Origin of the sequence: Variovorax sp. V35, from assembly GCF_041154465.1 — a bacterium.
Taxonomy (GTDB): Bacteria; Pseudomonadota; Gammaproteobacteria; order Burkholderiales; family Burkholderiaceae_C; genus Variovorax; species Variovorax boronicumulans.
The window spans coordinates 4,411,509-4,433,142 of the sequence record NZ_AP028666.1; the positions used below are offsets into that span (position 1 = coordinate 4,411,509).

Below are 21,634 nucleotides of genomic sequence, written 5' to 3' on the forward strand. Positions count from 1 at the left end.
ATCAGCCGCGCATCAGGTGCTCGGCCAGCGCGCGAAAGGCGTGCATCGAGGTCGGCAGGTGCGCGTTGGCGGCCAGCGGGTGCGAGGCGAAGCGCGCCACCACCATCTCGGCCTCGGGGTCGATGTGCAGCGTCTGGCCGTGGATGCCTTGCGCGGTGAAGGTACGGCGCGCGTCGTGCGCCACCCACCACATATTTCTGTAGCTCCAGCCGGCCAGCCGCGTGTAGCCTGCGAGCGCAAAGCGCACCGGATCGGCGCCGCGGCGGATGTCGGCCACCACGGCCTCGGGCACGATCTGCATGCCGTTGAAGGCGCCGCCCAGCCGCATCATTTCGCCCAGCCGCACCAGGTCGCGCAGGCCGGTGCACAGGCCGCCGCCCGCGAACTCGGCGCCCTGCCCGTCCACGGCAAAGGCCGCGTCCTGCTCGGCGCCCAGGCGCGACCAGATGCGCTCGCCCAGCACCCGCGCCAGCGGCTGGCCCGCCACGCGGCTGATGAGCCAGCCCAGCACGTCGGTGTTGACGGTGCGGTAGGCAAAGGCCTCGCCGTGCGCGCCCTGCCCCTGCACGGTCTGCAGGAACTGGCGGTAGCCCTCGGCGCCCGCATAACCCACGGGGCGCGGCAGCAGCTGGCCAGCCCGCGCGTGCTTCCACACGCCGGCATCGGGGTCGGTGTAGTCCTCCGAGTAGTCGATGCCCGTCGTCATGTCCATCACCTGGCGCACGGTGGCGTGGCCGAAGGCGCTCGTCGCCAGCTCGGGGATGTAGTGCCGCACCTGCGCATGCTCATCGAGCGCGCCCTCGGCCGCGAGCATCGCGCCGACCGTGCCGACGACCGACTTGGTGACCGACATCGCCATGTGCTGCCCGTGTTCGTCGAGCGCGCCGAAGTAGCGCTCGTAGACGATGCGCCCGCGGTGCAGCACCACCGCGCCGTCGGCGCAGATCGTTGTGAGCGCGCTGCGCCAGTCGGTGCGCGAGCCATCGGCGGGCAAGGTGAAGGCCAGCGTGTCGAGTTCGGGGCGCTCGGCGCGCGGCAGCACCGACACCGGGCCGGTGCCGCGCGACACGTTGCGCGTCGGCTGCAGTTCGCGCAGGTGCGAGAAGGCCCAGCGGTTCTCGGGCGCCTGGAAGATCGGGCGTTCGCGCGGGCGCTGCACCTCGGTGCCGGCCGTGGGAAAACCATCGCGCCAGCCGTCGGCCAGCGCGGCATCGGGAGCCGTCGTTTCTTGGGTGGTCATAAGGGTGCGGTGGCTCATTCGCCGAGCGCATCGAGGTCGCCCATCACGCGGCGCTCCAGGATGTCGCTGGCACGGCTCAGGTGGGCGTGCATGTGCTTTGCGGCGACTTCGAGCTTGTTCTCCTCGACCGCGTCGAGGATCTGCAAATGCTCGCGACACGACTTGCGCAGCAGGTCGATGTTCACGAGCGGGTAGTCCGACAGATCGGAGATGCGGCGCAGCCGGTTCTGCTGCTTCACGGCATCGAGGATGAAGCGGTTGCCCGACGCACTGGCCAGCAGCTCGTGGAACTGCGCGTTGGCCTCGAAGAACTCCATCCACGAATGGCGCGAGGCGTGCGTGAGCAAGGTCTGCTGCTGTTCGCGGCAGGCCAGCAGCCGCTCGTGCTCGACGGTGAAGCCCGGCTCGCGCAGCGCCGCGCATTCCACCACCAGCCGGAAGCGGTAGCTCTCGCGCTCGCTCTCGACCGAGTCGAGGGTTTCGGTGAACTCCCAGCGCTGGTAGTGGCGACCGCGCAGCACGCCGTCCTGCAGCAGCGTGGTCATCACGTTGCGCAGCAGCGGGCGCGGCACGCCGTAGGTCTGGGCCAGCTCGAGCTCGTTGACGCGCGTCGGCAGCTTGCCCGCGAGGCGGTCGCGCAGCACGCGGTAGTAGAGCGTCTTCTCCTCGTCTTCCGGCATCTCGCGACGCGCGCGGTCGAGCGCCTCGCGGTCGGCCACCAGCGTGTAGCCGCGGTTGGGCACATGCGCCAGCAGCGCACGCTCATGCAAGAGGCGCAGCGCGGCGCGCACCGGCGTGCGCGAAATGCCGAGCCGGCCGGCCAGGTCGGTCTCAGTCATGTGGCGACCGTTCTCGTAGCCGCCGGCCAGGGCCTGATCGAGGATGTAGCGGCTCACACGCTGGGTGAGCGGCGGGACCGACTTGTTGTCCATCTGCGTCTGCATCTGCTGCTGCGGGGCCATCCATGGGTCTCCGGAAACACGGGCTGGGTGCCGATCATCGCGGGTTCTTTGTATTTTTGGCCCTAAAAAACCATGTACATCTCGCGCCAAAAATACAATTTGGATTTCAAGATCGGCCCCACGCCGACCCGGACGACGGGTCGTTTCCCAAGGAGAAAAACACCGTGGCTTCCGCCGATACCCTGACAACGCCACCCGGTTCGCTCGACGCGTTCTGGATGCCCTTCACGCCCAACCGCAAGTTCAAGCAGGCGCCGCGCCTCATCGTCGGCAGCGAGGGCCTGCACTACGACCTGGCCGACGGCCGCCGCGTGCTCGACGCCATCGCCGGCCTGTGGTGCGTGAACGCCGGGCACCGCAACCCGCGGGTCAGCGCGGCGATGAAGGCGCAGATCGACGTGCTCGACTACGCCTCCAACTTCCAGATCGGCCACCCCGCCGCCTTCACGCTGGCGCAGCGCCTCACGCAGATGGCGCCGGCCGGCATGGACCACGTGTTCTTCACCAACTCGGGCTCCGAGTCGGTCGACACCGCGCTGAAGATCGCCGTGGCCTACCACCGGGCGCGCGGCGACGCGGGCCGCTACCGGCTCATCGGGCGCGAGCGCTCGTACCACGGCGTGGGCTTCGGCGGCATCTCGGTGGGCGGCATCGGGCGCCAGCGCAGCACCTTCGGGCCGCTGCTCAACGGCGTGGACCACCTGCCGCACACGCTCGACCTGGCGCGCAACGCCTTCTCGCGCGGCGAACCGCCGCACGGCATCGACAAGGCCGACGCGCTCGAAGCGCTGGTTTCATTGCATGACGCCTCGACCATCGCCGCCGTGATCGTCGAGCCCGTGGCCGGCTCCACCGGCGTGCTGCCGCCGCCGCGCGGCTACCTGAAGCGCCTGCGCGAAATTTGCGACAAGCACGGCATCCTGCTGATCTTCGACGAGGTCATCACCGGCTTCGGTCGCGTGGGCAGCAACTTCGCGTCCGACCTGTTCGGCGTGACGCCCGACCTCATCACCACCGCCAAGGGCCTGACCAACGGCGCCGTGCCGATGGGCGCCGTGCTCATGCGCGGCGCGGTGCACGACGCGTTCATGCACGGCAGCGTGAGCGCGGTCGAGCTCTCGCACGGCTACACCTACTCGGGCCATCCGCTGGCCTGCGCCGCCGCCATGGCCACGCTCGACGCCTACACCGAAGACGGCCTGATCGCCCGCGCCGCCGAGCTGTCGCCCTACTTCGAAGACGGCCTGCACAACCTGCGCGGCCTGCCGGGCGTGATCGACGTGCGCAATGTCGGCCTCTTGGCCGGCATCGAGCTGCAGGGCTGGGCCTCGGGCCCCGGCACGCATGCGCAGGCGGTGGCGCAACATTGCCTGGACGAAAGCGGCGTGCTGGTGCGCTCGGTGGGCGACACCATTGCGCTGTCGCCGCCGTTCACGCTGGAGCGCCGGCACATCGACCAGATCATCGACAGCCTGCGCGCCGCCATCGCGCAGACCGCGCAAGCCACCGACACCGCAGCCTGAGCCCTCACGCCGCACCGACACGACAAGCCCCCGGAGACAAGACACACCATGGACATCGAATCGTTCCCCCTGTACGACATCGAAGGCGACGCGCAGCAACGCGGGCGCCAGTACGGCCGCGCCGCCGGCGACCGCATCGACCTGAGCCTGCGCACCTACCGCGCCGCCTTCGAGCGCGTGGGCCTGAGCTGGGAGCGCACGCGCGCGCTGGCACGCCGCTTCATGCCGATGGTCGAGGCCTTCGACGCCGGCATGCTGCGCGAGATCGAGGGCGTGGGCGAAGGCGCGGGCGTGCCGGCCGAGGACATCGTGGCGCTCAACGCGCGCAGCGAAATGCTCTACGCCTTCCAGCAGCTCGAAGCCACCGAGCCGCCCGACGGCTGCACCGGCGTGGTCGTCATGCCCTCGGCCGCGCGCGACGGCAAGCTCATCCACGCGCAGAACTGGGACTGGCGCGTCGAGAGCCTCGAACTCGGCGTGGTGCTGCGCATCCAGCCGGACGAAGGCCCGGCCATGCTCACCTTCGCCGAGGCCGGCACGCTGGCACGCGCCGGGCTCAACAGCGCGGGCATCGCCGTCACCGGCAACTTCATCAAGGCCGACAACGACGGCAAGCAGCAAGGCGTGCCGCTGGCGCTGATCCGCCGCGGCATCCTGCAGTCGACGCTGTACGCCAACGCGCTGGGCGTGGTGTGCCGCAGTGCGCGTTCGATCTCCAACAACATGATCATCACGCACGCCGAGGGCGAGGCCGTGAGCCTGGAGACCTGCCCCGAGCAGGTGTTCTGGCAGCAACCCGAAGGCGGCATCCTGGTGCACGCCAACCACTTCAAGACCCCGGCGGCGCTGGCGCGCGTGGTCGACCGCAGCCTGGAGACCACGCCCGATTCGCTCTACCGCGACCGCCGCGTGACCGAGGCGCTGCACAACAAGCGCGCAGCGGGCCTGCTCACCGAGCAGGACGTGCTCGACGCGCTGCAGGACCGCTTCGGCGCGCCGCGCGCCGTGTGCCGCAGCCCGAGCGCGGGCCCGGGCGGTGCCTCGTCGGCCACCGTGGCGACCATCGTCATGGACCCGGCGGCACGAAAGATGCGCATCGCGCCGGCGCCCTTCAAGGCGCACCGTTTCACCGAGTATTCCCTCTGATCCGCCCGCCCCGCCCAGCTTTCGCCAGGAGTGTTGCCATGAACCTGCCCACGCCCCCGTCCCTCCCTCCCGCTGCGCGCAACGCCGCCGCGCTGGTCCTCGGCCTCGGCCTGGCCGCCAGCGCGGCCTTCGCCCAGGCCCCGGCCGGCCAGACGATGCGGATCCAGATCAACTCCGACATCCGCTCCACCGACCCCGGCGGCAACCGCGACGACAACACCGACAACGTGCTCATCCACGTGGTCGAAGGCCTGGTCGCGCTGCGCGAGGACACCTCGGTCGGCCCGATGCTCGCGAGCAAGGTCGACACCTCGGCCGACGGCCTGACCTACACCTTCACCCTGCGCGACGGCGTGAAGTTCCAGAACGGCGCGGTGCTCACCGCCGACGACGTCGTGTGGAGCTGGCAGCGCTACCTCAAGCCCACCAGCGGCTGGCGCTGCCTGCCCGAGTTCGACGGCAAGGGCATGACCAAGGTGCTCGCGGTGGAAGCGCCCACGCCGAAGACCGTGGTGTTCAAGATCGAGCGCCCGAGCGCGCTGTTTCTCACGATGATGGCGCGCCCCGACTGCGGCGGCGCCGCCATCCTGCACCGCAGCTCGCTGGGCGCCGACGGCCAGTGGAAGGAGCCCGTGGGCACCGGCCCCTACAGGATCAAGGAGTGGAAGCGCGGCCAGTACATCGAGCTCACGCGCTTCGACGGCTACACCTCGCGCCCCGAAGCGCGCGACGGCCTCACGGGCGGCAAGAAGGCCGAGATCGAGAACCTGCGCTTCGTCGTCATTCCCGACTCGGCCGCGGCCAAGGCGGCGCTGTACAGCGGCGGCATCGACGCCTTCATCAGCCCCAGCCCGGTCGACGTGGTCGAGATGCGCGGGCGCAGCGACGTGCGCGTCGACACCACGCCGGTCATGACCATGGTGGCGCTGCTGCTGCAGACCACCGACCCGCTGCTGAAAGACGTGCGCATCCGCCGCGCGCTGGCACTGGCGCTGGACACGCCCGAGATCGCCAAGTCGGTCACCGAGGGCCTGTCGGCCGTCAACAACTCGGTCGTGCCTTCGTCCAGCCCGTTCTACAGCGCCGTGCAGGCCGGCGGCTACAAGCGCGACATCGCCGGTGCCAAGAAGCTGCTGGCCGAGGCCGGCTACCGCGGCCAGCCGATCAAGCTCGTCGCCAACAAGCGCTACGAGGCGCTGTACTCGGCCGCCGTGCTGGTGCAGGCCATGGCCTCCGAGGCCGGCATCAACATCGAACTCGAGGTGCTCGACTGGGCCACGCAGCTCGACCGCTACACCAGGGGCCAGTACCAGAGCATGGCCTTCATCTACTCGGCCCGCATCGACCCCTCGCTCAACTACGAGATGGTGTCCGGCGACAAGGCCACGCAGCCGCGCAAGGTGTGGGACAGCGCCGCCGCGCAGACCCGGCTCACCGAGAGCATGGTCTCGCGCGACAAGGCGCGCCGCCAGGTGCTGTTCGACGAGCTGCACAAGCAGATGCTGCAGGACGTGCCGATGGTCGTGCTCTTCAACGCCAGCGACGCCACCGCCATGCGCAAGAGCGTGACCGGCTTCAAGGGCTGGGCGCCGGCCAAGCCGCGGTTCTGGAACGTCCGGCTCGACGCGCGCGGCTGACGGGGCGCCGCCGCCATGCTTGCCTACCTCTTGCGCCGGATCGCCATGACGGTCCCGACGCTGCTGCTGGTGTCGATTGCCGTCTTCACGCTCATGCGGCTGATTCCGGGCGACCCGGTGCAGCTCATGCTCGGCGAAGGCGCCGACCCCGCGCAGCTCGAACTCGCCCGCCAGCAGATGGGGCTGGACCAGCCCCTGGTCACCCAGTACGTCGTGTGGCTGCGCCACGCGCTCACCGGCGACCTGGGCGTGTCGACCACCAACGGCCTGGCCGTGCTGCCGCTGATCTGGGAGCGCTTTCATGTGAGCGCCGTGATCGTGCTCACCGCCGTGGCGCTGGCCTCGCTGATCGCCGTGCCCGCCGGCCTCGTCGCCGCCTGGCGCAAGGACCGGCCGACCGACCTCGCCATCATCGGCGCGGCCACGCTGATGCTGTCGGTGCCGAGCTTCTGGCTCGGCCTGCTGCTGCTGATGTTCTTCGGCCAGTACCTGCACTGGCTGCCGGTGGTGGGCTACGTGCCCATGTCGGAAGACTTCTCGCAGGGCCTGCTGTACGTCATCTTGCCGATCGTCACGCTGGTGCTGGTCGAGACCGGCGTGCTCACGCGCATGTCGCGCGCCAGCACCATCGAGGTGCTGCGGCTCGAGTACGTGACGCATGCGCGCGCCAAGGGCGTGCCCGAGTCGCAGGTGTTGCGCCGCCACGTGCTGCCCAACGCCTTCAACCCCACGCTCACCATGATCGGCCTCATCCTGGGCCATCTGCTGAGCGGCATCGCGGTGCTCGAAACGGTGTTCACCCTGCCCGGCCTGGGCCGCCTGATGATCGATTCGATCTTCGCGCGCGACTACCCGGTGCTGCAGGGCTGCCTGCTGTTCACGGCCTGCATCTACGTGGTCATCAACCTGATCGTGGACATGTGCTATCCCCTCTTCGATCCCCGGGTGTCGGTGCAGTGAAAAAGATCAAGACCCATACCCTCGTGGGCGGCGTGCTCATCGGCGTGCTGCTGGTCCTGGCACTGGTGGCCGCGCTGTGGACGCCCTACAACCCGCAGGGCATCGACCTGCGCGGCAAGCTGCAGCCGCCCTCGGCCGCGCACTGGCTGGGCACCGACGAGTTCGGGCGCGACGTGGCCAGCCGTGCCATGCGTGCGGCCTCCACCAGCTGCCTCATCGCGCTGCTCACGGTGGCACTGGCCACCGCCGTCGGCCTCGTGGTGGGCGTGCTTGCCGGCTTCGTGCGCGGCTGGACCGACCGCGTGCTCATGGCCTTCAACGACACGCTGCTGGCCTTTCCGGGCCTGCTGCTGGCGCTGGGCGTGATGGTGATCGTGGGCGCCAACCAGTGGGGCATCGTGCTCGCGCTGAGCATGGCGTATGCGCCCTCGGTGGTGCGCGTGGTGCGCGGCACCGTGCTGTCGCTGCGCGAGCGCGAGTACGTCGAGGCCTCGCGCATGATCGGCAACGGCGAGATCTACACCATGTGGCGCCACATCCTGCCCAACTGCGTGGCGCCCGTCGCCGTGCTGGCCACCAGCATGTTCGGCTGGGTGCTGCTGTCGGAAAGCGCCCTGAGCTTCCTCGGTCTGGGCGTGCCGCCGCCCGCCCCCACCTGGGGCAACATGCTCTCCAGCGCACGCCCCTACATGGCCTCGGCCGTGTGGCTGTGCCTGGTGCCGGGCCTGTGCATCGCGCTCACGCTGCTGGGCATCAACCTCCTGGGCGAATCGCTGCGCGACCGGCTCGACCCGCGCACGGAGAAGTCATGACCCATCCCACCTCTTCCGCAGCGCCCGTGCTTTCCGTACGGCACTTGAAGATCGACCTGCACGGCGGCGCCCAGACGCTGGTGCACGACCTCTCGTTCGACGTGCGCCCCGGCGAGTTCCTTGCCGTGGTGGGCGAATCGGGCAGCGGCAAGACCATGGCCGCGCGCGCCATCCTGCAGCTGCTGCCGCCCGGCATCGCGCAAAGCGGCGGGCAGATCGTGTTCGACGGCGAAGACCTGAGCACGCGGGACGTGAAAGCCATGCGCCCCATCCGCGGGCCCGGCATCGGCATGGTGTTCCAGGAACCGATGGTCTCGCTCAACCCGGTGCACCGCATCGGCGAGCAGATGGCCGAGGGCCTGCGCATGCACACGAAGCTGTCGGCTGCCGAGATTCGCGCGCGCTGCCTCGACATGCTGCGCCGCGTGCAGATCGCCGACCCCGAGCGCTGCCTGCACGCCTACCCGCACGAGTTCTCGGGCGGCATGCGCCAACGCATCATGCTGGCCAGCGTGATGCTGCTCCAACCGCGCCTGCTGATCGCCGACGAGCCCACCACCGCGCTGGACACCCTGAGCCAGCGCGAAGTGCTCGACCTCATGGTCGGCCTCGCGAAAGACCAGGGCACAGCCGTGCTGCTCATCACGCACAACCTCGGGCTGGTCGGGCGCTATGCGCAGCGCGCCATCGTGCTGGAGAAAGGCAAGCTCGTGGAGACGGGCGACGTGCCCGCCATCCTCGTCGACCCGAAGCAGCCCTACACCCGCAAGCTGGTCGACGCCCTGCCGCGCCGCCAGGCCGCGAAGCCGGCCCCGGCGGCGCCGCAGCAGCCGCTGGTGCGGGTGCGCGGCCTGTGCGTGAGCTACCCCGGCCCGCGCGCCGGCTTCTTCAAGCGCCATGCGCCGGTGCAGGTCATCGACCAGCTCGACCTGGACATCCACCCCGGCGAGATGGTCGCGCTGGTGGGCGGCAGCGGCTCGGGCAAGACCACGCTGGGCCGCGCCATCCTGCGGCTGGCGCCGTCGCACGCGGGGCAGATCCTGTTTCGCGGCGACGACGTGCGCAGCGCCGACCGCGCCGCGCTGCACCGCTTCCGGCTCGCCTGCCAGCTGGTGTTCCAGGACCCGTTCTCGTCGCTCGACCCGCGCATGCGTGTGCAGGAGATCGTGGCCGAGCCGCTGCGCCACCTGCCCGCGCTCGATGCCGCCGCGCGCGTGAAGCGCGTGCACGAGACGCTCGACGAAGTGGGCCTGGACGGCCTGGGCGCGCGCTACCCGCACGAGCTCTCGGGCGGCCAGCGCCAGCGCGTGGCGATTGCGCGCGCGCTGGTGCGCCGGCCCGCCTTCGTGGTGGCCGACGAGCCCGTGTCCGCGCTCGACATGACCATCCAGGCGCAGGTGCTGCGGCTCTTTCAAAGCCTGCAGGCGCACCACGGCTTTGCGTGCCTGTTCATCAGCCACGACCTCGCGGCCGTCGAGCAGATCGCCGACCGCGTGGTCGTGATGGAGCGCGGCCGCATCGTCGAGCAAGGCCCGCGCGACGCCGTGTTCGACCAGCCGAGCCATGCCTACACGCAGGCGCTGCTGGCCGCCACGCCACGGCCGCTCGCGTCGCTGGCCGATTCTGTCTCCTGCCCTCCCGAGAAAGTGTTTGCGTGACCGCCGCTCCTTTGCCCGCCACCTGGCTGAACCCCACCGCCCCGCCCCCGCTCGATCCGCAGATCGTCGAGTTCATGCGCCTCATGGCGGCAGAGGGCGGCCGCTACCCGAAGCGCCACACCATCCCGATCGCCGAAGGCCGCGCCAACGCCGAGAAGGTGCGCGCCCCGTGGACCGAAGGCGGCCCCGCGATGGCGCGCACGGTCGAACAGCAGGTGCCCACGCGCCACGGCAACGTGCGCATCCGCGTGCACTACCCGAAGAACCGATCGCTGCAAGGCGCGCTGGTCTACATCCACGGCGGCGGCTTCGTGCTGTTCAGCCTTGACACCCACGACCGCGTGATGCGCGAGTACGCGGGCCGCGCGGGCATCGCCGTCATCGGCATCGACTACACGCGGGCGCCCGAGGCGCAGTTTCCGCAGCCGCACGACGAGTGCGTCGACGTGCTGCGCTGGCTCGCGGCGAATGCGGGCACGCTCGACATCGATCCCGCGCAGCTCTTCATCGGCGGCGACTCGGCGGGCGCCAACCTGTCGGTGGGTGCCTGCCTCGTGCTGCGCGACGCGGGCGAGCCGCTGCCCCTGGGCATGCTACTGAACTACGGCGCCTACAGCACCGAGCTGTACCGCGAGTCGGTGGTGCGCTACGGCGCGGGCGAGTACGGCCTGTCGCTGCACATGATGGTGTGGTTCTACGGCCTGTACCTGCGCCGGCCCGAAGACTTTCGCGACCCGCGCCTGGCCAGCCTCACGGCGCGGCTCGAGGGCCTGCCACCCGCGTGCCTGGCGATCACCGAGTGCGACCCGCTGCACGACGACAGCGTGCTCATGGCCGCGCGGCTGCGTGAGGCCGGCGTGGCCGTGACCGATGTGCTCTACCCCGGCACGATCCACGGCTTTCTGGAGGCCGTGTCCATCGCCGACGTGGCGGGCCGCGCCTTCGACGACGCCGCCCGCTGGATGCACGCGCTGGCCGCGCGCTGAAGCCCTCGCCATGTACACGCCCAAGCCGTACATCGAAGACGACCTCGCGACGCTGCACGCCGGCATCCGCGCCTGGAGCTTCGGCACGCTCATCACCGTCGGCCCGTCGGGCGCCAGCGCCACGCACCTGCCCTTTCTGCTCGATGCGCAGGACGATGGCCCCGGCCTGCTCACCACGCACCTGTCGAAGAAGAACCCGCAGTTCGACGAATTGCGTGCGGGCGCCGAAGTGCTCGCCATCTTCCAGGGGCCGCATGCCTTCGTCACGCCCAGCTGGTACGTGAAGCAGAACACCTTCCCGACCTGGAACTACACCGCGATCCACGCGCGCGGCACGCCCCGCGTGATCGAGGAGCGCATGGCCATCCATGCCGTGCTGCGCCGCACCGTCGCGCTGTACGACACGCCGCTGGGCGGCAACTGGGACTTCGACGCCATGCCTTTCGACTTCGTGGCGCCGCGCCTGGACATGATCGCCGCGGTCGAGATTCCCGTGCGCGTGCTCGAAGGCAAGTTCAAGCTCAACCAGGACCGGTCGGAAGACGACCGCAAGGGCGTGATTGACGCGCTGGAGCGGCTGGGCGAACCGCAGGGCGTGGCCGTGGCCGGGCTCATGCGGCAGCAGATGGCGTTGACGGTGGCGGGCTGACTCGCGGCGGCACAATCGTCCGCGTGCCACGCCTCCTTCACCTTCTGACCGCCGGCCTCGCGCTCGCATCCTCCTTCGCCCACGCAGCCGACCCGGTACTGCTCGTCACCTCGCCCGTCGCGCTGCAGGCCGCCGAGAAAGCCGGCGCCGGTTTCGGCCGCTGGTTCGACGTGCCCTCTGCCGCCAGCGGCATCGCCACCAACCAGGCGCTCGCACGCTCGCCCGCCTGGCAATCGATCGCCGACCCGCTGAAGACCAGCCTCGCCGCCCTGCAACGCCGCGACCCGCAGGCCGGCGTCGGCATTGCGCGCTACCCGCACCGGATCTTCGACGCACGCTGGCTCGCCAGCCCCGACGCTTTCTTCGAACTGGTCGGCGTGGCCAACCGCATGGACCGCCGCCCCTTCCAGCCCGGCGCCTGCGGCGAGACGCGGCTCGTGTACCGCCTGGCCTACCGGTCGGCCGCGATGCAGTCGCGCCTGCCGATGACCGTCGCCGTCGAGCTGCGCGGCGATGCGCCCGATGCCGACGGCAGTTGCGCCAGCGCCGCGCGGCGCTGGCAACCACCGCAGGCGTCGATGAAAGATGAGGCCCTCGGCCGCTGGCTCGTGTCGGCCGACGGCCCGCTCGCGCCGCCGCGGCTCGCGCAGGCCCGCATCGCGCAGGTGACGACCAACCTGCAGAGCGTGCGCTGGCCCTCGGCCGTGCGGCCCGACCTCGGCGGCCATGCCGAATACCTGCTGCGCGCCTTCCGCTGGAACGCGGGCACGCAGCGCTTCGACGCGGGTCCGCTCGAGAACACGCCCGACGTCGCGAAGCTCAAGGCCGATGCCCCGCTGCGCAAGGCGCTGCTGCAATGGCTGCAGCAGCCCGACACGCTGCGCGCGCTCGACAGCGCCACCGTGCGCATCCCCGATCGCTTCCTGGCGACCGAGTCGGTCTCCGTCGCCCCGCGCGGCCTCGAGCGCCTGGCGAACCGCCCCTTTGAGCAACTGTTCGCGCCCGGCGACTGGCAGCCCGTGCCCGGCAGCCGCACGCTGCAGTCACCGCAGGCCGTGCTGCGCCGACTCGACGACCTGAGCTGCGCGGGCTGCCACCAGAGCCGCGCGGTCGCGGGCTTTCACCTGCTGGGCGTGGACCGGCGCGGCGCCTCGCGCACCTTCACGACCGGCAACGCGCTCGCGCTGCCGCACTCGCCGCATTTGCAGGATGAACTGGCGCGGCGCGAACGCTATGTGAAGGCCGCGCTGACGACGCCCGTGCCCGACCCGTTCCGCCCGCTGGCCTCGCCGGACGATGCGAACGCATTGCCGGAGAAAGCCACCGTCGGCGCCAGCTGCGAGCCCACGCGCATCACCGCCTCGGCCGACCCGTGGCGCGACCGCGCGCAGAAGCTGCCGCGCACCGCCGCCACGACCTGCGAAGGCGAAGACTCCGTGTGCGAGAAGACCTCGGTCGGCTTCCCCGGCGGCATGTGCTCGGGCCGCTGCGATCCGAAAGACCCGAACGGCACCTGCGGCGGCATCGCCATCCTCAGCGACTTCAACCAGTGCCTGGCCGCCAAGCAACCCTTCGGCGATTGTTTGAGCAAGCACACGCGGCCCGGCAACCTGCGCAGCTGCTCGGCGCAACAGCCTTGCCGCGAGGACTACATCTGCGCGCAGGCCGAAGGCCAGCCCGAAGGACGCGGGGCGTGCATTCCGCCCTACTTCCTGTTCCAGATGCGGGTGGACGGGCACTCGTGATGTGAGCGAGTGCGAGGACCGGCCCTCAGCTTTCTTCTTCGTACCACCGGTCCTTCGCCAGCATCACCCGGTGGTGCCCGCACCCCGACGGCATCATCGGGAAGCAGTTCTCCTGCGCCGCCACCTGCACGTCGAGAAAGAACGGCCCTTCGCTCTCCAGGCATTCGGCCAGCGCCTCTTCCAGCTCCGCCGGATCGGACACGCGCCGCGCCCCCCAGCCGAAGGCCTTCGCCAGCGCCACGAAATCAGGCAGCGCCTCGTTCCAGCTGTGGCTCAGGCGGTTGCCGTGGTTCAGCTCCTGCCACTGGCGCACCATGCCCATGTAGCCGTTGTTGCTCAGCACCAGCTTCACCGGGGTGCGATGCTGCATGGCAGTCGACAGCTCCTGGATGTTCATCAGCACCGAGGCGTCGCCGCTCACGCACACCGTGAGCGCGTCGGGGTGGCCGATCTGCGCGCCGATGGCCGCGGGCAGCCCGTAGCCCATGGTGCCGGCGCCGCCCGAGGTGAGCCAGTGGCGCGGGCTGTCGAAGCGCAGGTACTGCGCGGCCCACATCTGGTGCTGGCCCACATCGGTCGAGACGATCGCACCGCGGCCCGCGATGGCCCGCTGCAGCGATGACATGAGGTGCTGCGGCAGGATCTCTTCGGTCGACGGCGTGAAGGCCAGGCAGTCTTCGGCGCGCCAGCGCTCGATGCGCGCCCACCACGGCGCCAGCCGCTCGGGCGCAAACGCTTCGGGCAGCAGCCCCAGCAGCGCTTCGACGATGGCTCCGCAGTCGCCCACCATCGGCACGTCGACGTGCACCACCTTGTTGATGCTGCCGGGGTCGATGTCGATGTGGATCTTGCGGGCGTGCGGACAGAACTCGTCGAGCTTGCCCGTCACGCGGTCGTCGAAACGCGCGCCCACGCATACCACCAGGTCGGCCTCGTGCATTGCGAGGTTGGCTTCGAGCATGCCGTGCATGCCCAGCATGCCGACGAACTTCGGGTCGGACGCGGGGAACGCGCCCAGCCCCATCAGCGTGAGCGTGCACGGCGCGTGCAGCCGATGCACGAGCTGCGTGAACGCCTCGCAGGCCGCCGGCCCCGAGTTGATGAGCCCGCCGCCGCCGTAGAGCACCGGCCGGCGCGCGGTCGAGATCAGGTCGGCGGCGCGCTGCAGCATCGCCCGCGGCGGCAGCGGCGCGCGGCCCGTGCGCAGCGCACGCAGCGGGGCCGGTGCGGCGCCGTGCGTGAGGCGCATGAGCTGGATGTCCTTCGGCACGTCGAGCAGCACCGGGCCGGGGCGGCCGGTGGTGGCGATGTCGAGTGCGCGGCGCACCAGCGCGGGCACGTCGTCGGCCGCGCGCACCTGACGGTTCCACTTGGTCACCGGGCGCGACATGCCCAGCGCATCGCTTTCCTGGAAAGCCTGCGTGCCGATCACCGCCGTCGACACCTGCCCGCTGATGCACAGCACCGGCACCGAATCGCTCATCGCGTCCAGCAGCCCCGTGATCGTGTTGCCTACGCCCGGTCCCGAGGTGACCAGCACCACGCCGACGCGGCCCGTGCTGCGCGCGTAGCCCTCGGCCGCATGCACCGCCGCCTGCTCGTGGCGCACCAGCACATGGCGCAGCCGGGGTTCGCCGTGCAGCGCGTCGTACAGCGGCAGCGCCGCGCCGCCGGGGTAGCCGAAGATCGTGTCGACGCCGCACTCGACCAGCGTGTCGAGCAGCGCTTCGGCGCCGTTGCGCACGCGGGGTGGGGTCTCGGGCATGGCCGGCGAGAGGGAGGGCGAGGATGTGGGGGGAAGGTCGAGCAGTCGCATGCCGTCAATTCTTCTGCTCTTGAGGCAGAATTTGCTTCTTTCTTTTGGCCGTTTAAGCTCAAAACATGAAAACCAATCGCCAAACATCGACAGACAACGAAGGATCTTTCGACAAGACCGATCTGGCGATCCTGCGGGTGCTGCTGCTCGACTCGCGCAAGACCCTGCAAGAGATCGGCAACGAGGTCGGCCTGTCGCCCACCAGTTGCTGGACGCGCATCAAGAAACTCGAGGCATCGGGCGTCATCAAGCGCTACACCGTCGACGTCGACCCGGCCAAGCTCGGGTACCACGATTCGGTCATCGTGCAGGTCACCCTCGAGAGCCACACCGACGAAACCCTGTACGACTTCGGCCGCACCCTCGCCACCATTCCCGAGATCCAGGAGGCCTACCTCGTGTCGGGCGACTACGACTACTACATCCGCATCGCCGTGCGCGACACGCGCGACTACGAGCGGCTGCTGCGCGAGAAGCTCTACAAGATCCCCGGCATTCGTCACAGCAAGTCGCACTTCGTGCTGCGGGTGCTGAAGGAAGCGACGGTGCCGCTGATCTGACGAATCGACGGGCCCGCATGAACGAATGGTGGGTACGATCGCCGACGAACGGCCTTTCGCAGCCGCCATCCCCTTCCATGAGATCGACTTCGGAACATCGAACCCTGATCGTCCTGAGCGGACTGCCCGGCACAGGCAAGACCACCATCGCGCGCGAACTCGTGACGCGCGCCCCGTCGGTGTACCTGCGCATCGACGCCATCGAGCACGCACTGAAAACCGCAAGCGGGCGCACTGACGACGTGGGCCCGGCGGGCTACGTCGTGGCCTACGCGCTGGCTCGGTCCAACCTTGCGCTCGGCATGTCCGTGGTCGCTGATTGCGTCAACCCGCTGTCGGTCACGCGTGAGGCGTGGCGGGCCGTGGCGGCCGAGACGTCATTGCATCTGGTAGAGGTTGAGGTCGTGTGCTCTGACGTCGTTGAACATCGCAGGCGGGTGGAGCACCGGGAAGCCGACATGGCGGGCTTTGCGTTGCCGAGCTGGGAGGCTGTGCTTGGGCATGACTACGAGGCTTGGGATACGAGTCGCCTAGTCATCGACTCGGCGCTGGTGAGCGCAAGTGAGGCGGCGGACCTGATCTGGCGGCGCATGCGTGAGCGGTAAATCGATGCGCTCCCGTTTCATCGACGCCTTCCTGGGCGCCATCGTGCTCGGCCCCTGGGCGGCGATGTTTGCGTATCTGGGCCTTGCACCGTTGGCCGCGTACTGGCTCGACGGCACCAAGCATCGCACGGGCGCCAGCCGCGGTTCTTCCTATTGGTGGAGCTTCCCGGACGCCGTGGCCGCGCAGTACCCGATGCTCACCTGGCTGCTCGAGCTCAAGAGCCATGTCGTTGTGTGGAGTTGCCTGGCTGGCATGGTGCTCGGGCCGGTGGTTGCTTGGATCATGAGCAGCCGCTTGAACCGCATGCGTCGCGGCAATCGCTAGTATTTTTTTGAATGAACGATCGTCCATGAATCCGACCGCGGAGATCTCGGTGCAACCGGCCAAACTCGATGAATGGAAGACCTATCGAGACCTGCGTCTGCGGGCGTTGCTCGACTCGCCGGACGCCTTCGGAAGCACGTACGAGGCAGAGGCCACGAGAACCGATGCGATGTGGTCCGCTCGCATTGCTGCGGCGACTTCGTCGGGGAAAGACCGTGTGCTTTTCGCGTTCAACCGCACCGACGCCTGCGGCCTGATCTGGTGCAAGGTGTCCGGCGATGAACCGACTGTCGCTCATCTGTTTCAGATGTGGGTCGACCCCGCCTCACGAGGCATCGGGGCCGGTCCCGCCTTGCTTGAAGAAGCGGTTTCCTGGGCAGCGCGTGCAGGGATGAAGCGCGTCGGCCTGGGGGTCACTGTCGCAGACACGCCCGCGATGCGCCTGTACATGGCGTGCGGCTTCCGACCCGATGGTGCGTTGGAGCCGCTGCGGGAACACTCGCATCTGATGGTGCAGCCGATGAGCCTTGCACTCGGGCCCGTTGGCTCGACGAACTGAATTCCGCCATCGGCCGCCTTGCCTTCGTTTAAGCTCAACTGACAAAACGCTCTCTGAGGTTTCGCCATGCTCCAAATGCGCCCCGGGTGTGAATGCTGCGACCGAGACTTGCCGCCGGATTCGGCCGATGCCCGCATCTGTTCTTTCGAGTGCACGTTCTGCATTGATTGCGCGAACCAACGCATGGCGGGCACATGCCCGAACTGCGGCGGAGAGTTGGTGCCGCGCCCGTCGCGGCCGGCGGCCAAACTTGCAAAGTTTCCGGCATCGACCACGCGGGTGTTCAAGCCTGAGGGGTGCGCGGCGGCATCGTGAAAGGCCTCGCCAGATTCGTCCCATCGACGACTGCTAGTGGCCAAGAAGAGCGGACCTTGATGGCTACGTCGCGAGGCTCTGCGCAACTGTTCAGACAAAGTCCTTCCATCCAAGTTCGCTCGGGAGAAATCATGGAATGGTCACCGATTTCTGCCAGAGAGCTTGAGGCCTTGGTGGAACTCCAACTCTCAGAGTGCACGCTGACGGAGCGGGAGATTTTTGCGCAGTACCGCATTCCATTTCGTCTCGCGGCTATCGAGCGCTCCGGTGAATTCGAGAGCGTCTTTGTTGTCGCGATGCACCGCAGCGTCGCCATGTACTTCGAGGATGTAGAAGAAGGGTTCAATCTTTCTCCACTGCGCTCTGATGGTTCGATTGCGCAGCCTGGATGGCGGCAATGGAGTCTTCAAGAAGCACTCAATAATCTTGTCCTCCCGCAGCCTGAATAGGCTGGGCTGCGGCCAACGGTGGACTTTCATCGAAGCTTCAGAATTTGGGTAGAAGCGCTCTATATTGCAGCATGCCTTATCGGATTCGATTGCCTGAAACGTACCTGTTGGTTCACTCAGCCAACACGCACAGCGGCCGCTGGACGGCAGAGGTTCTTCGCGCGTGTCACCAGGTTGGAATCGACTTGGAATCCATAGAGATCGTCGATGAGGAACAGGCCACAGCAGCAGGCGACCTTGCTAGCGTCGTCTTGAAGATCTGCGATCGGGTGTCTCCTGAAACCGGCCAGCGCCTGCGAAATGAGGTGCAAGCGGGCTGTCCGCAGGGCGTATCGGCTCGGCTGATAAGGGCCGTCTCACCGGGAGATTTTTCCCTTGAGCCAGGAGGCATCTCCACCGCATATTTCAGACGTGAGTTCGCAGTGAACAGCTGCATGATCTTTCACACAACAAGCTGCGTAAGGCTCACACACCGTGCCACCGGTCGCAGCGTGCGCAGCACGGCGCATCGCTCTAGGGCTCTCAACTCCGAAGAGGCACTCTTCCTCTTGGAGTCCCTTATGAGGAGCGGCACCGAGGTGGCATAGTCGTCCGCTTTCAGCTAGGAGAAGACGTTGAGACCATGAACCCTCAAAACATTCCGCTTCGCCTCGTCGTGGTAGTCGCTCTCACCATCTCACATGTTGGATTAACCATGTCGCAGGCCCTCATTTTGAAAGTCGGAGACACCGGGTCGCATGCCGAACTGGCAGCAAGGCCGAATCCAGAAGGCTTGGTGTTGCTGCACAACCCCGGCATCTCTGCTTTGCTCGCTCGGGCCGAGTCGCTCAAGGGTTCTACTCTCACGGGCAGCGAGAAGAAGCGTATCGCGGACAGTGCCCCCGTGATCGCTACACCGAAGTCAGTTGCAGAGGCAACCATTCAGAAGCGCGGGTATGAATAGCACCAACGCGTTGAGCTCAAGCGATTCGTTGGGAAGCCCGCACGGCTGAAGACGGCCAAGCAGACACTAAATATCTACATGACAAAGCTGCTGACCATCAATCTTCGGCGCGGCATCCCTGCACCGGAAGCGGTTCCTCATCAAGCGGATCTGACTAGGCTATTTGACGACTTGAACGTTGGACTCAATGAGGGGCAGCTTTGCGAACCGAATTGGGGGCGGATGAGGGTCACCCTTCGAGATGATCGGGAAAGCCCTGCGGGGCTGACCGACTTCATCATGACGGTCCCCTTTTGGATCGTCTCACGGCGGTTTGCGCTCCTCTTGGAAGCGCATCAGTGCCAATGCGAGTTTCTTCCCCTAGAGATTACCTATCGCAAGAAGATTCTGATGGGTGAGTTTTTTGCTCTCAATGTCTTGACGGTGGAGGACGCGGCGATCGATTTGGCTCATTCAGAATTTGATCCGCGACTACTTAAGCATGGCTTGATGAGGGAGGTGACGAAGCTCGTTCTCAAACCCGATGCATTGACCTCTACGTCGCTCGCATACCTGCCGCAAATTGGCCAGATTGCGGTGCAAGATGAACTGTCGCAAGAATTTGAACGAGAACTCGTTGGCGTGAAATTCGTAGATCCCGCAGCCTTCACAAGTTGATGAGGCGTATCAGTGACTAACACTGATTTCTGCGCAAGCATCTGCTTTGCACCGGTTCAGCCTCCGTCTCAAGCATGAACGACTTCTCACCTTACCGCCCCTGATTTCTCCGACCACACCCCATGCACCAATCACTCGGCCTCGTCTCCTTGGTGGTCCCCGACTACGACAAGGCGCTCGAATTCTTCGTCGGCACGCTGGGCTTCGAACCCGTCGAAGACACCCCCGTGCCCGGGCAAGGAAAGCGATGGGTCGTGGTCAAGCCGCAGGGCGGACAAGGGGCCTGCCTTCTCCTGGCGCAAGCGTCGGCGCCAGAACAGCAACGCGCCATCGGCGACCAGGCCGGCGGCCGTGTGTTCCTGTTCCTGTACACGGACGACTTCTGGCGAGACTACGAAAAGTACAAGGCCGCAGGCGTCGAGTTCGTCCGCCTGCCGGAGGAGCAGCCGCACGGGGTCGTGGCGGTGTTCAAGGACCTGTGCGGGAACATGTGGGACCTGATCCAGCCCAATGCCAGCAACAGGAGCTGGCAGCTGTAAGAATGGCCTCGCTCCCTTTCACGAACCTCACTCTTCACCCGCGAAAGAACCGCCCATGACCGAGACCGCCAAGGTAAAAGGACCCGCCTCGTACTTCCCCTCCATCGAGAAGACCTACGGCCAGCCGATCGCGCATTGGATGGACCTTCTTCAGGCTGCGGGTCCCCTGAAGCACATGGAGCTCGTGAGCCAGCTCAAGACGCAGCACCAGATGGGTCATGGGCATGCGAATGCGTTGGTTGCAGCGTTTCTTGCGAAAAAGTAGCACCGGCCCTGCCGCTCCTCGATGACACCCCAGAAGCAGCAGCTCGAACAGCACTTGGAGGGCCGTGATCTCGTCTCGATCTATCGGACGGGCATCGACGATTCGCAGATCCAAGGCTTCGTGCTGGCGGTCTCGTCGGAACTGATCCTGATTCAGTACGTCTACGACTTCCGGTTGGACGGCTTGATGGCGCTTCGAACGGAAGACATCACGCAGGTGGAATTGACGGCCACTCACTGCCTCCAGAAGCAGCTGATCTTCGAAGAAGGCTTGGGGCAGCAGGTTCCCTTTGGCTTCGAGTTTGACGTGCGCAGTTGGCGCACGTTGATTGCGCAGCTGACCTTGCGTCACGCGCTGATGATCGTGGAATGCGAGGCCGGTGAAATCAGCGAGTTCTTGATCGGGCGAGTTGTTCAGACCGAAGGCGATTCGCTGCAGATCGAGCATTTCACGGGGGCCGGCAACTGGGCAGGCAGCCCATCCCTGGTGAGCTACCGAGACATCACGTGCTGCCAGGTCGGCAACAACTACGCGAATGTCTACCAGCGCCACTTCGAGCGCCTTGCGGGCGCCCTTCACTGAACAGCACGGACGCTTGTTCCGCAATGAGCTTGCCGGTCGAACGTGTCGAAGCAAATCCCCGCCGGCAACGAGCTCCCACTGGTACAGCAGCCCCGAACGTAGCCATTGGTGCACATTCGCCATACAATGAGAATAATTCTTATTTGGATGGCCTGGCCACCGCACTACGTCCGCCATGGCCGCCGATCCCGCTCTGCACCCGCACATCCACACCCTCTATAGCGAGCACCACGGGTGGCTGCAGGGCTGGTTGCGCAGGAAGCTCGGCAATGCTTTCGATGCGGCAGACCTGGCACAAGACACCTTCCTACGCATCCTCACCGCGCCAGACCACACGCCCGAGAAGCAGTGCGACTGGCAATTGAGGGAGCCGCGCGCCTACCTGACGGTGGTTGCCAAGCGGCTGCTGGCCAACCTGTACCGACGGCGTTCGCTGGAGCAGGCCTACCTCGAGGCCTTGAGCGCATTGCCCGAGCCGATGGCGCCCTCGCCCGAGCAGCAGGCGATCATTCTCGAAACCCTGCAGGAGATCGACGCGATGCTCGACGGCTTGGCGCCGCCGGTGCGCCAGGCCTTCCTGATGGCGCAGCTCGAAGGGCTGGGCTATGCGGAGATCGCCGCGAAGCTGGGCGTGAGCGAGCGCACGGTCAAGCGCTACATGGCCGAGGCCATGGCCCGTTGCATCCTGCTGGTCGCGTGAC

General features: G+C 67.4%; 24 protein-coding genes. 21 read left to right on the forward strand and 3 right to left on the reverse strand.

Annotated features, from left to right (window positions below):
* Nucleotide 1: 1 nt before the first annotated feature.
* Complete coding sequence (locus tag ACAM42_RS20470) at nucleotides 2-1,240, reverse strand: serine hydrolase domain-containing protein (protein ID WP_369629177.1); 1,239 nt, start codon at nucleotides 1,238-1,240, stop codon at nucleotides 2-4.
* Nucleotides 1,241-1,254: 14 nt separating this feature from the next.
* Complete coding sequence (locus ACAM42_RS20475; protein ID WP_369629178.1) at nucleotides 1,255-2,202, reverse strand: FCD domain-containing protein; 948 nt, start codon at nucleotides 2,200-2,202, stop codon at nucleotides 1,255-1,257.
* 164 nt (nucleotides 2,203-2,366) lie between these two features.
* On the opposite strand from ACAM42_RS20475, the gene ACAM42_RS20480 reads away from it, so the two are divergent.
* From ACAM42_RS20480 to ACAM42_RS20520, 9 genes are read left to right on the forward strand one after another with little or no spacing between them, the layout of a single operon-like run.
* The gene (locus ACAM42_RS20480) at nucleotides 2,367-3,725 is read left to right on the forward strand and encodes an aspartate aminotransferase family protein (protein WP_369629179.1); all 1,359 of its coding nucleotides are present in this window, start codon (nucleotides 2,367-2,369) and stop codon (nucleotides 3,723-3,725) included.
* Between the two features lie 48 nt (nucleotides 3,726-3,773).
* Nucleotides 3,774-4,871 carry a C45 family peptidase gene (locus tag ACAM42_RS20485; protein WP_095745749.1) on the forward strand — a complete coding sequence of 366 codons (1,098 nt, stop codon included), beginning with the start codon at nucleotides 3,774-3,776 and terminating at the stop codon, nucleotides 4,869-4,871.
* 38 nt (nucleotides 4,872-4,909) lie between these two features.
* Nucleotides 4,910-6,508, forward strand: a complete 1,599-nt coding sequence (locus tag ACAM42_RS20490; RefSeq protein ID WP_369629180.1) for an ABC transporter substrate-binding protein — start codon at nucleotides 4,910-4,912, stop codon at nucleotides 6,506-6,508.
* A gap of 15 nt (nucleotides 6,509-6,523) precedes the next feature.
* Nucleotides 6,524-7,468, forward strand: a complete 945-nt coding sequence (locus ACAM42_RS20495) for an ABC transporter permease (RefSeq protein WP_062473187.1) — start codon at nucleotides 6,524-6,526, stop codon at nucleotides 7,466-7,468.
* The gene (locus ACAM42_RS20500) at nucleotides 7,465-8,280 is read left to right on the forward strand and encodes an ABC transporter permease (protein ID WP_369629181.1); all 816 of its coding nucleotides are present in this window, start codon (nucleotides 7,465-7,467) and stop codon (nucleotides 8,278-8,280) included. The genes ACAM42_RS20495 and ACAM42_RS20500 overlap by 4 nt, the downstream gene beginning before the upstream one ends.
* Nucleotides 8,277-9,938 carry an ABC transporter ATP-binding protein gene (locus ACAM42_RS20505; protein ID WP_369629182.1) on the forward strand — a complete coding sequence of 554 codons (1,662 nt, stop codon included), beginning with the start codon at nucleotides 8,277-8,279 and terminating at the stop codon, nucleotides 9,936-9,938. The genes ACAM42_RS20500 and ACAM42_RS20505 overlap by 4 nt, the downstream gene beginning before the upstream one ends.
* Nucleotides 9,935-10,924, forward strand: coding sequence for an alpha/beta hydrolase fold domain-containing protein (locus tag ACAM42_RS20510; protein WP_369629183.1), 990 nt, complete (start codon nucleotides 9,935-9,937; stop codon nucleotides 10,922-10,924). The genes ACAM42_RS20505 and ACAM42_RS20510 overlap by 4 nt, the downstream gene beginning before the upstream one ends.
* Nucleotides 10,925-10,934: 10 nt before the next feature.
* Complete coding sequence (locus ACAM42_RS20515) at nucleotides 10,935-11,573, forward strand: FMN-binding negative transcriptional regulator (RefSeq protein WP_369629184.1); 639 nt, start codon at nucleotides 10,935-10,937, stop codon at nucleotides 11,571-11,573.
* 23 nt (nucleotides 11,574-11,596) lie between these two features.
* Entirely contained in the window at nucleotides 11,597-13,318 is a 1,722-nt protein-coding gene (locus ACAM42_RS20520; RefSeq protein WP_369629185.1) for a hypothetical protein, read from the forward strand.
* A 25-nt stretch (nucleotides 13,319-13,343) separates the two neighbouring features.
* On the opposite strand, the gene ilvB is transcribed toward ACAM42_RS20520, so the two are convergent.
* Nucleotides 13,344-15,134: a biosynthetic-type acetolactate synthase large subunit gene (ilvB, locus tag ACAM42_RS20525; protein WP_369629186.1), complete on the reverse strand. Its 1,791-nt coding sequence runs from the start codon at nucleotides 15,132-15,134 to the stop codon at nucleotides 13,344-13,346.
* Between the two features lie 65 nt (nucleotides 15,135-15,199).
* Between ilvB and ACAM42_RS20530 the strand changes: the two genes are divergently transcribed.
* From ACAM42_RS20530 to ACAM42_RS20585, 12 genes are all read left to right on the forward strand, one after another.
* Nucleotides 15,200-15,694, forward strand: a complete 495-nt coding sequence (locus ACAM42_RS20530; RefSeq protein ID WP_174250212.1) for an Lrp/AsnC family transcriptional regulator — start codon at nucleotides 15,200-15,202, stop codon at nucleotides 15,692-15,694.
* 77 nt (nucleotides 15,695-15,771) lie between these two features.
* Nucleotides 15,772-16,299 (forward strand): AAA family ATPase, encoded by a 528-nt coding sequence (locus tag ACAM42_RS20535; RefSeq protein ID WP_369629187.1) that lies wholly within the window; start codon nucleotides 15,772-15,774, stop codon nucleotides 16,297-16,299.
* A 4-nt stretch (nucleotides 16,300-16,303) separates the two neighbouring features.
* Nucleotides 16,304-16,624 (forward strand): hypothetical protein, encoded by a 321-nt coding sequence (locus ACAM42_RS20540; RefSeq protein WP_369629188.1) that lies wholly within the window; start codon nucleotides 16,304-16,306, stop codon nucleotides 16,622-16,624.
* 25 nt (nucleotides 16,625-16,649) lie between these two features.
* On the forward strand, nucleotides 16,650-17,183 hold the full coding sequence (locus tag ACAM42_RS20545) for a GNAT family N-acetyltransferase (protein ID WP_369629189.1): 534 nt from the start codon (nucleotides 16,650-16,652) through the stop codon (nucleotides 17,181-17,183).
* Between the two features lie 66 nt (nucleotides 17,184-17,249).
* Nucleotides 17,250-17,498, forward strand: coding sequence for a DUF1272 domain-containing protein (locus ACAM42_RS20550; RefSeq protein ID WP_369629190.1), 249 nt, complete (start codon nucleotides 17,250-17,252; stop codon nucleotides 17,496-17,498).
* 131 nt (nucleotides 17,499-17,629) lie between these two features.
* On the forward strand, nucleotides 17,630-17,947 hold the full coding sequence (locus ACAM42_RS20555; RefSeq protein WP_369629191.1) for a hypothetical protein: 318 nt from the start codon (nucleotides 17,630-17,632) through the stop codon (nucleotides 17,945-17,947).
* Nucleotides 17,948-18,569: 622 nt separating this feature from the next.
* Nucleotides 18,570-18,890 carry a hypothetical protein gene (locus ACAM42_RS20560; protein ID WP_369629192.1) on the forward strand — a complete coding sequence of 107 codons (321 nt, stop codon included), beginning with the start codon at nucleotides 18,570-18,572 and terminating at the stop codon, nucleotides 18,888-18,890.
* A gap of 78 nt (nucleotides 18,891-18,968) precedes the next feature.
* Nucleotides 18,969-19,547, forward strand: coding sequence for a DUF1629 domain-containing protein (locus tag ACAM42_RS20565; RefSeq protein WP_369629193.1), 579 nt, complete (start codon nucleotides 18,969-18,971; stop codon nucleotides 19,545-19,547).
* A gap of 122 nt (nucleotides 19,548-19,669) precedes the next feature.
* Complete coding sequence (locus ACAM42_RS20570) at nucleotides 19,670-20,086, forward strand: VOC family protein (protein ID WP_369629194.1); 417 nt, start codon at nucleotides 19,670-19,672, stop codon at nucleotides 20,084-20,086.
* A gap of 55 nt (nucleotides 20,087-20,141) precedes the next feature.
* Nucleotides 20,142-20,351: a DUF4287 domain-containing protein gene (locus ACAM42_RS20575; RefSeq protein ID WP_369629195.1), complete on the forward strand. Its 210-nt coding sequence runs from the start codon at nucleotides 20,142-20,144 to the stop codon at nucleotides 20,349-20,351.
* 21 nt (nucleotides 20,352-20,372) lie between these two features.
* The gene (locus ACAM42_RS20580; protein WP_369629196.1) at nucleotides 20,373-20,933 is read left to right on the forward strand and encodes a hypothetical protein; all 561 of its coding nucleotides are present in this window, start codon (nucleotides 20,373-20,375) and stop codon (nucleotides 20,931-20,933) included.
* Nucleotides 20,934-21,108: 175 nt separating this feature from the next.
* Nucleotides 21,109-21,633 carry a sigma-70 family RNA polymerase sigma factor gene (locus tag ACAM42_RS20585; protein WP_369629197.1) on the forward strand — a complete coding sequence of 175 codons (525 nt, stop codon included), beginning with the start codon at nucleotides 21,109-21,111 and terminating at the stop codon, nucleotides 21,631-21,633.
* The last annotated feature ends 1 nt before the right edge of the window (nucleotide 21,634 follow it).

Excerpts from the sequence above, each read along its gene's own strand:
- ACAM42_RS20470 (WP_369629177.1), bottom strand. The coding sequence starts at position 1,240 with ATGACCACCCAAGAAACGACGGCTCCCGATGCCGCGCTGGCCGACGGC.
- ACAM42_RS20475 (WP_369629178.1), bottom strand. The coding sequence starts at position 2,202 with ATGGCCCCGCAGCAGCAGATGCAGACGCAGATGGACAACAAGTCGGTC.
- ACAM42_RS20485 (WP_095745749.1), top strand. The coding sequence starts at position 3,774 with ATGGACATCGAATCGTTCCCCCTGTACGACATCGAAGGCGACGCGCAG.
- ACAM42_RS20490 (WP_369629180.1), top strand. The coding sequence starts at position 4,910 with ATGAACCTGCCCACGCCCCCGTCCCTCCCTCCCGCTGCGCGCAACGCC.
- ACAM42_RS20495 (WP_062473187.1), top strand. The coding sequence starts at position 6,524 with ATGCTTGCCTACCTCTTGCGCCGGATCGCCATGACGGTCCCGACGCTG.
- ACAM42_RS20505 (WP_369629182.1), top strand. The coding sequence starts at position 8,277 with ATGACCCATCCCACCTCTTCCGCAGCGCCCGTGCTTTCCGTACGGCAC.
- ACAM42_RS20515 (WP_369629184.1), top strand. The coding sequence starts at position 10,935 with ATGTACACGCCCAAGCCGTACATCGAAGACGACCTCGCGACGCTGCAC.
- ilvB (WP_369629186.1), bottom strand. The coding sequence starts at position 15,134 with ATGCGACTGCTCGACCTTCCCCCCACATCCTCGCCCTCCCTCTCGCCG.
- ACAM42_RS20530 (WP_174250212.1), top strand. The coding sequence starts at position 15,200 with ATGAAAACCAATCGCCAAACATCGACAGACAACGAAGGATCTTTCGAC.
- ACAM42_RS20535 (WP_369629187.1), top strand. The coding sequence starts at position 15,772 with ATGAGATCGACTTCGGAACATCGAACCCTGATCGTCCTGAGCGGACTG.
- ACAM42_RS20540 (WP_369629188.1), top strand. The coding sequence starts at position 16,304 with ATGCGCTCCCGTTTCATCGACGCCTTCCTGGGCGCCATCGTGCTCGGC.
- ACAM42_RS20545 (WP_369629189.1), top strand. The coding sequence starts at position 16,650 with ATGAATCCGACCGCGGAGATCTCGGTGCAACCGGCCAAACTCGATGAA.
- ACAM42_RS20550 (WP_369629190.1), top strand. The coding sequence starts at position 17,250 with ATGCTCCAAATGCGCCCCGGGTGTGAATGCTGCGACCGAGACTTGCCG.
- ACAM42_RS20555 (WP_369629191.1), top strand. The coding sequence starts at position 17,630 with ATGGAATGGTCACCGATTTCTGCCAGAGAGCTTGAGGCCTTGGTGGAA.
- ACAM42_RS20560 (WP_369629192.1), top strand. The coding sequence starts at position 18,570 with ATGAACCCTCAAAACATTCCGCTTCGCCTCGTCGTGGTAGTCGCTCTC.
- ACAM42_RS20565 (WP_369629193.1), top strand. The coding sequence starts at position 18,969 with ATGACAAAGCTGCTGACCATCAATCTTCGGCGCGGCATCCCTGCACCG.
- ACAM42_RS20570 (WP_369629194.1), top strand. The coding sequence starts at position 19,670 with ATGCACCAATCACTCGGCCTCGTCTCCTTGGTGGTCCCCGACTACGAC.
- ACAM42_RS20575 (WP_369629195.1), top strand. The coding sequence starts at position 20,142 with ATGACCGAGACCGCCAAGGTAAAAGGACCCGCCTCGTACTTCCCCTCC.
- ACAM42_RS20580 (WP_369629196.1), top strand. The coding sequence starts at position 20,373 with ATGACACCCCAGAAGCAGCAGCTCGAACAGCACTTGGAGGGCCGTGAT.
- ACAM42_RS20585 (WP_369629197.1), top strand. The coding sequence starts at position 21,109 with ATGGCCGCCGATCCCGCTCTGCACCCGCACATCCACACCCTCTATAGC.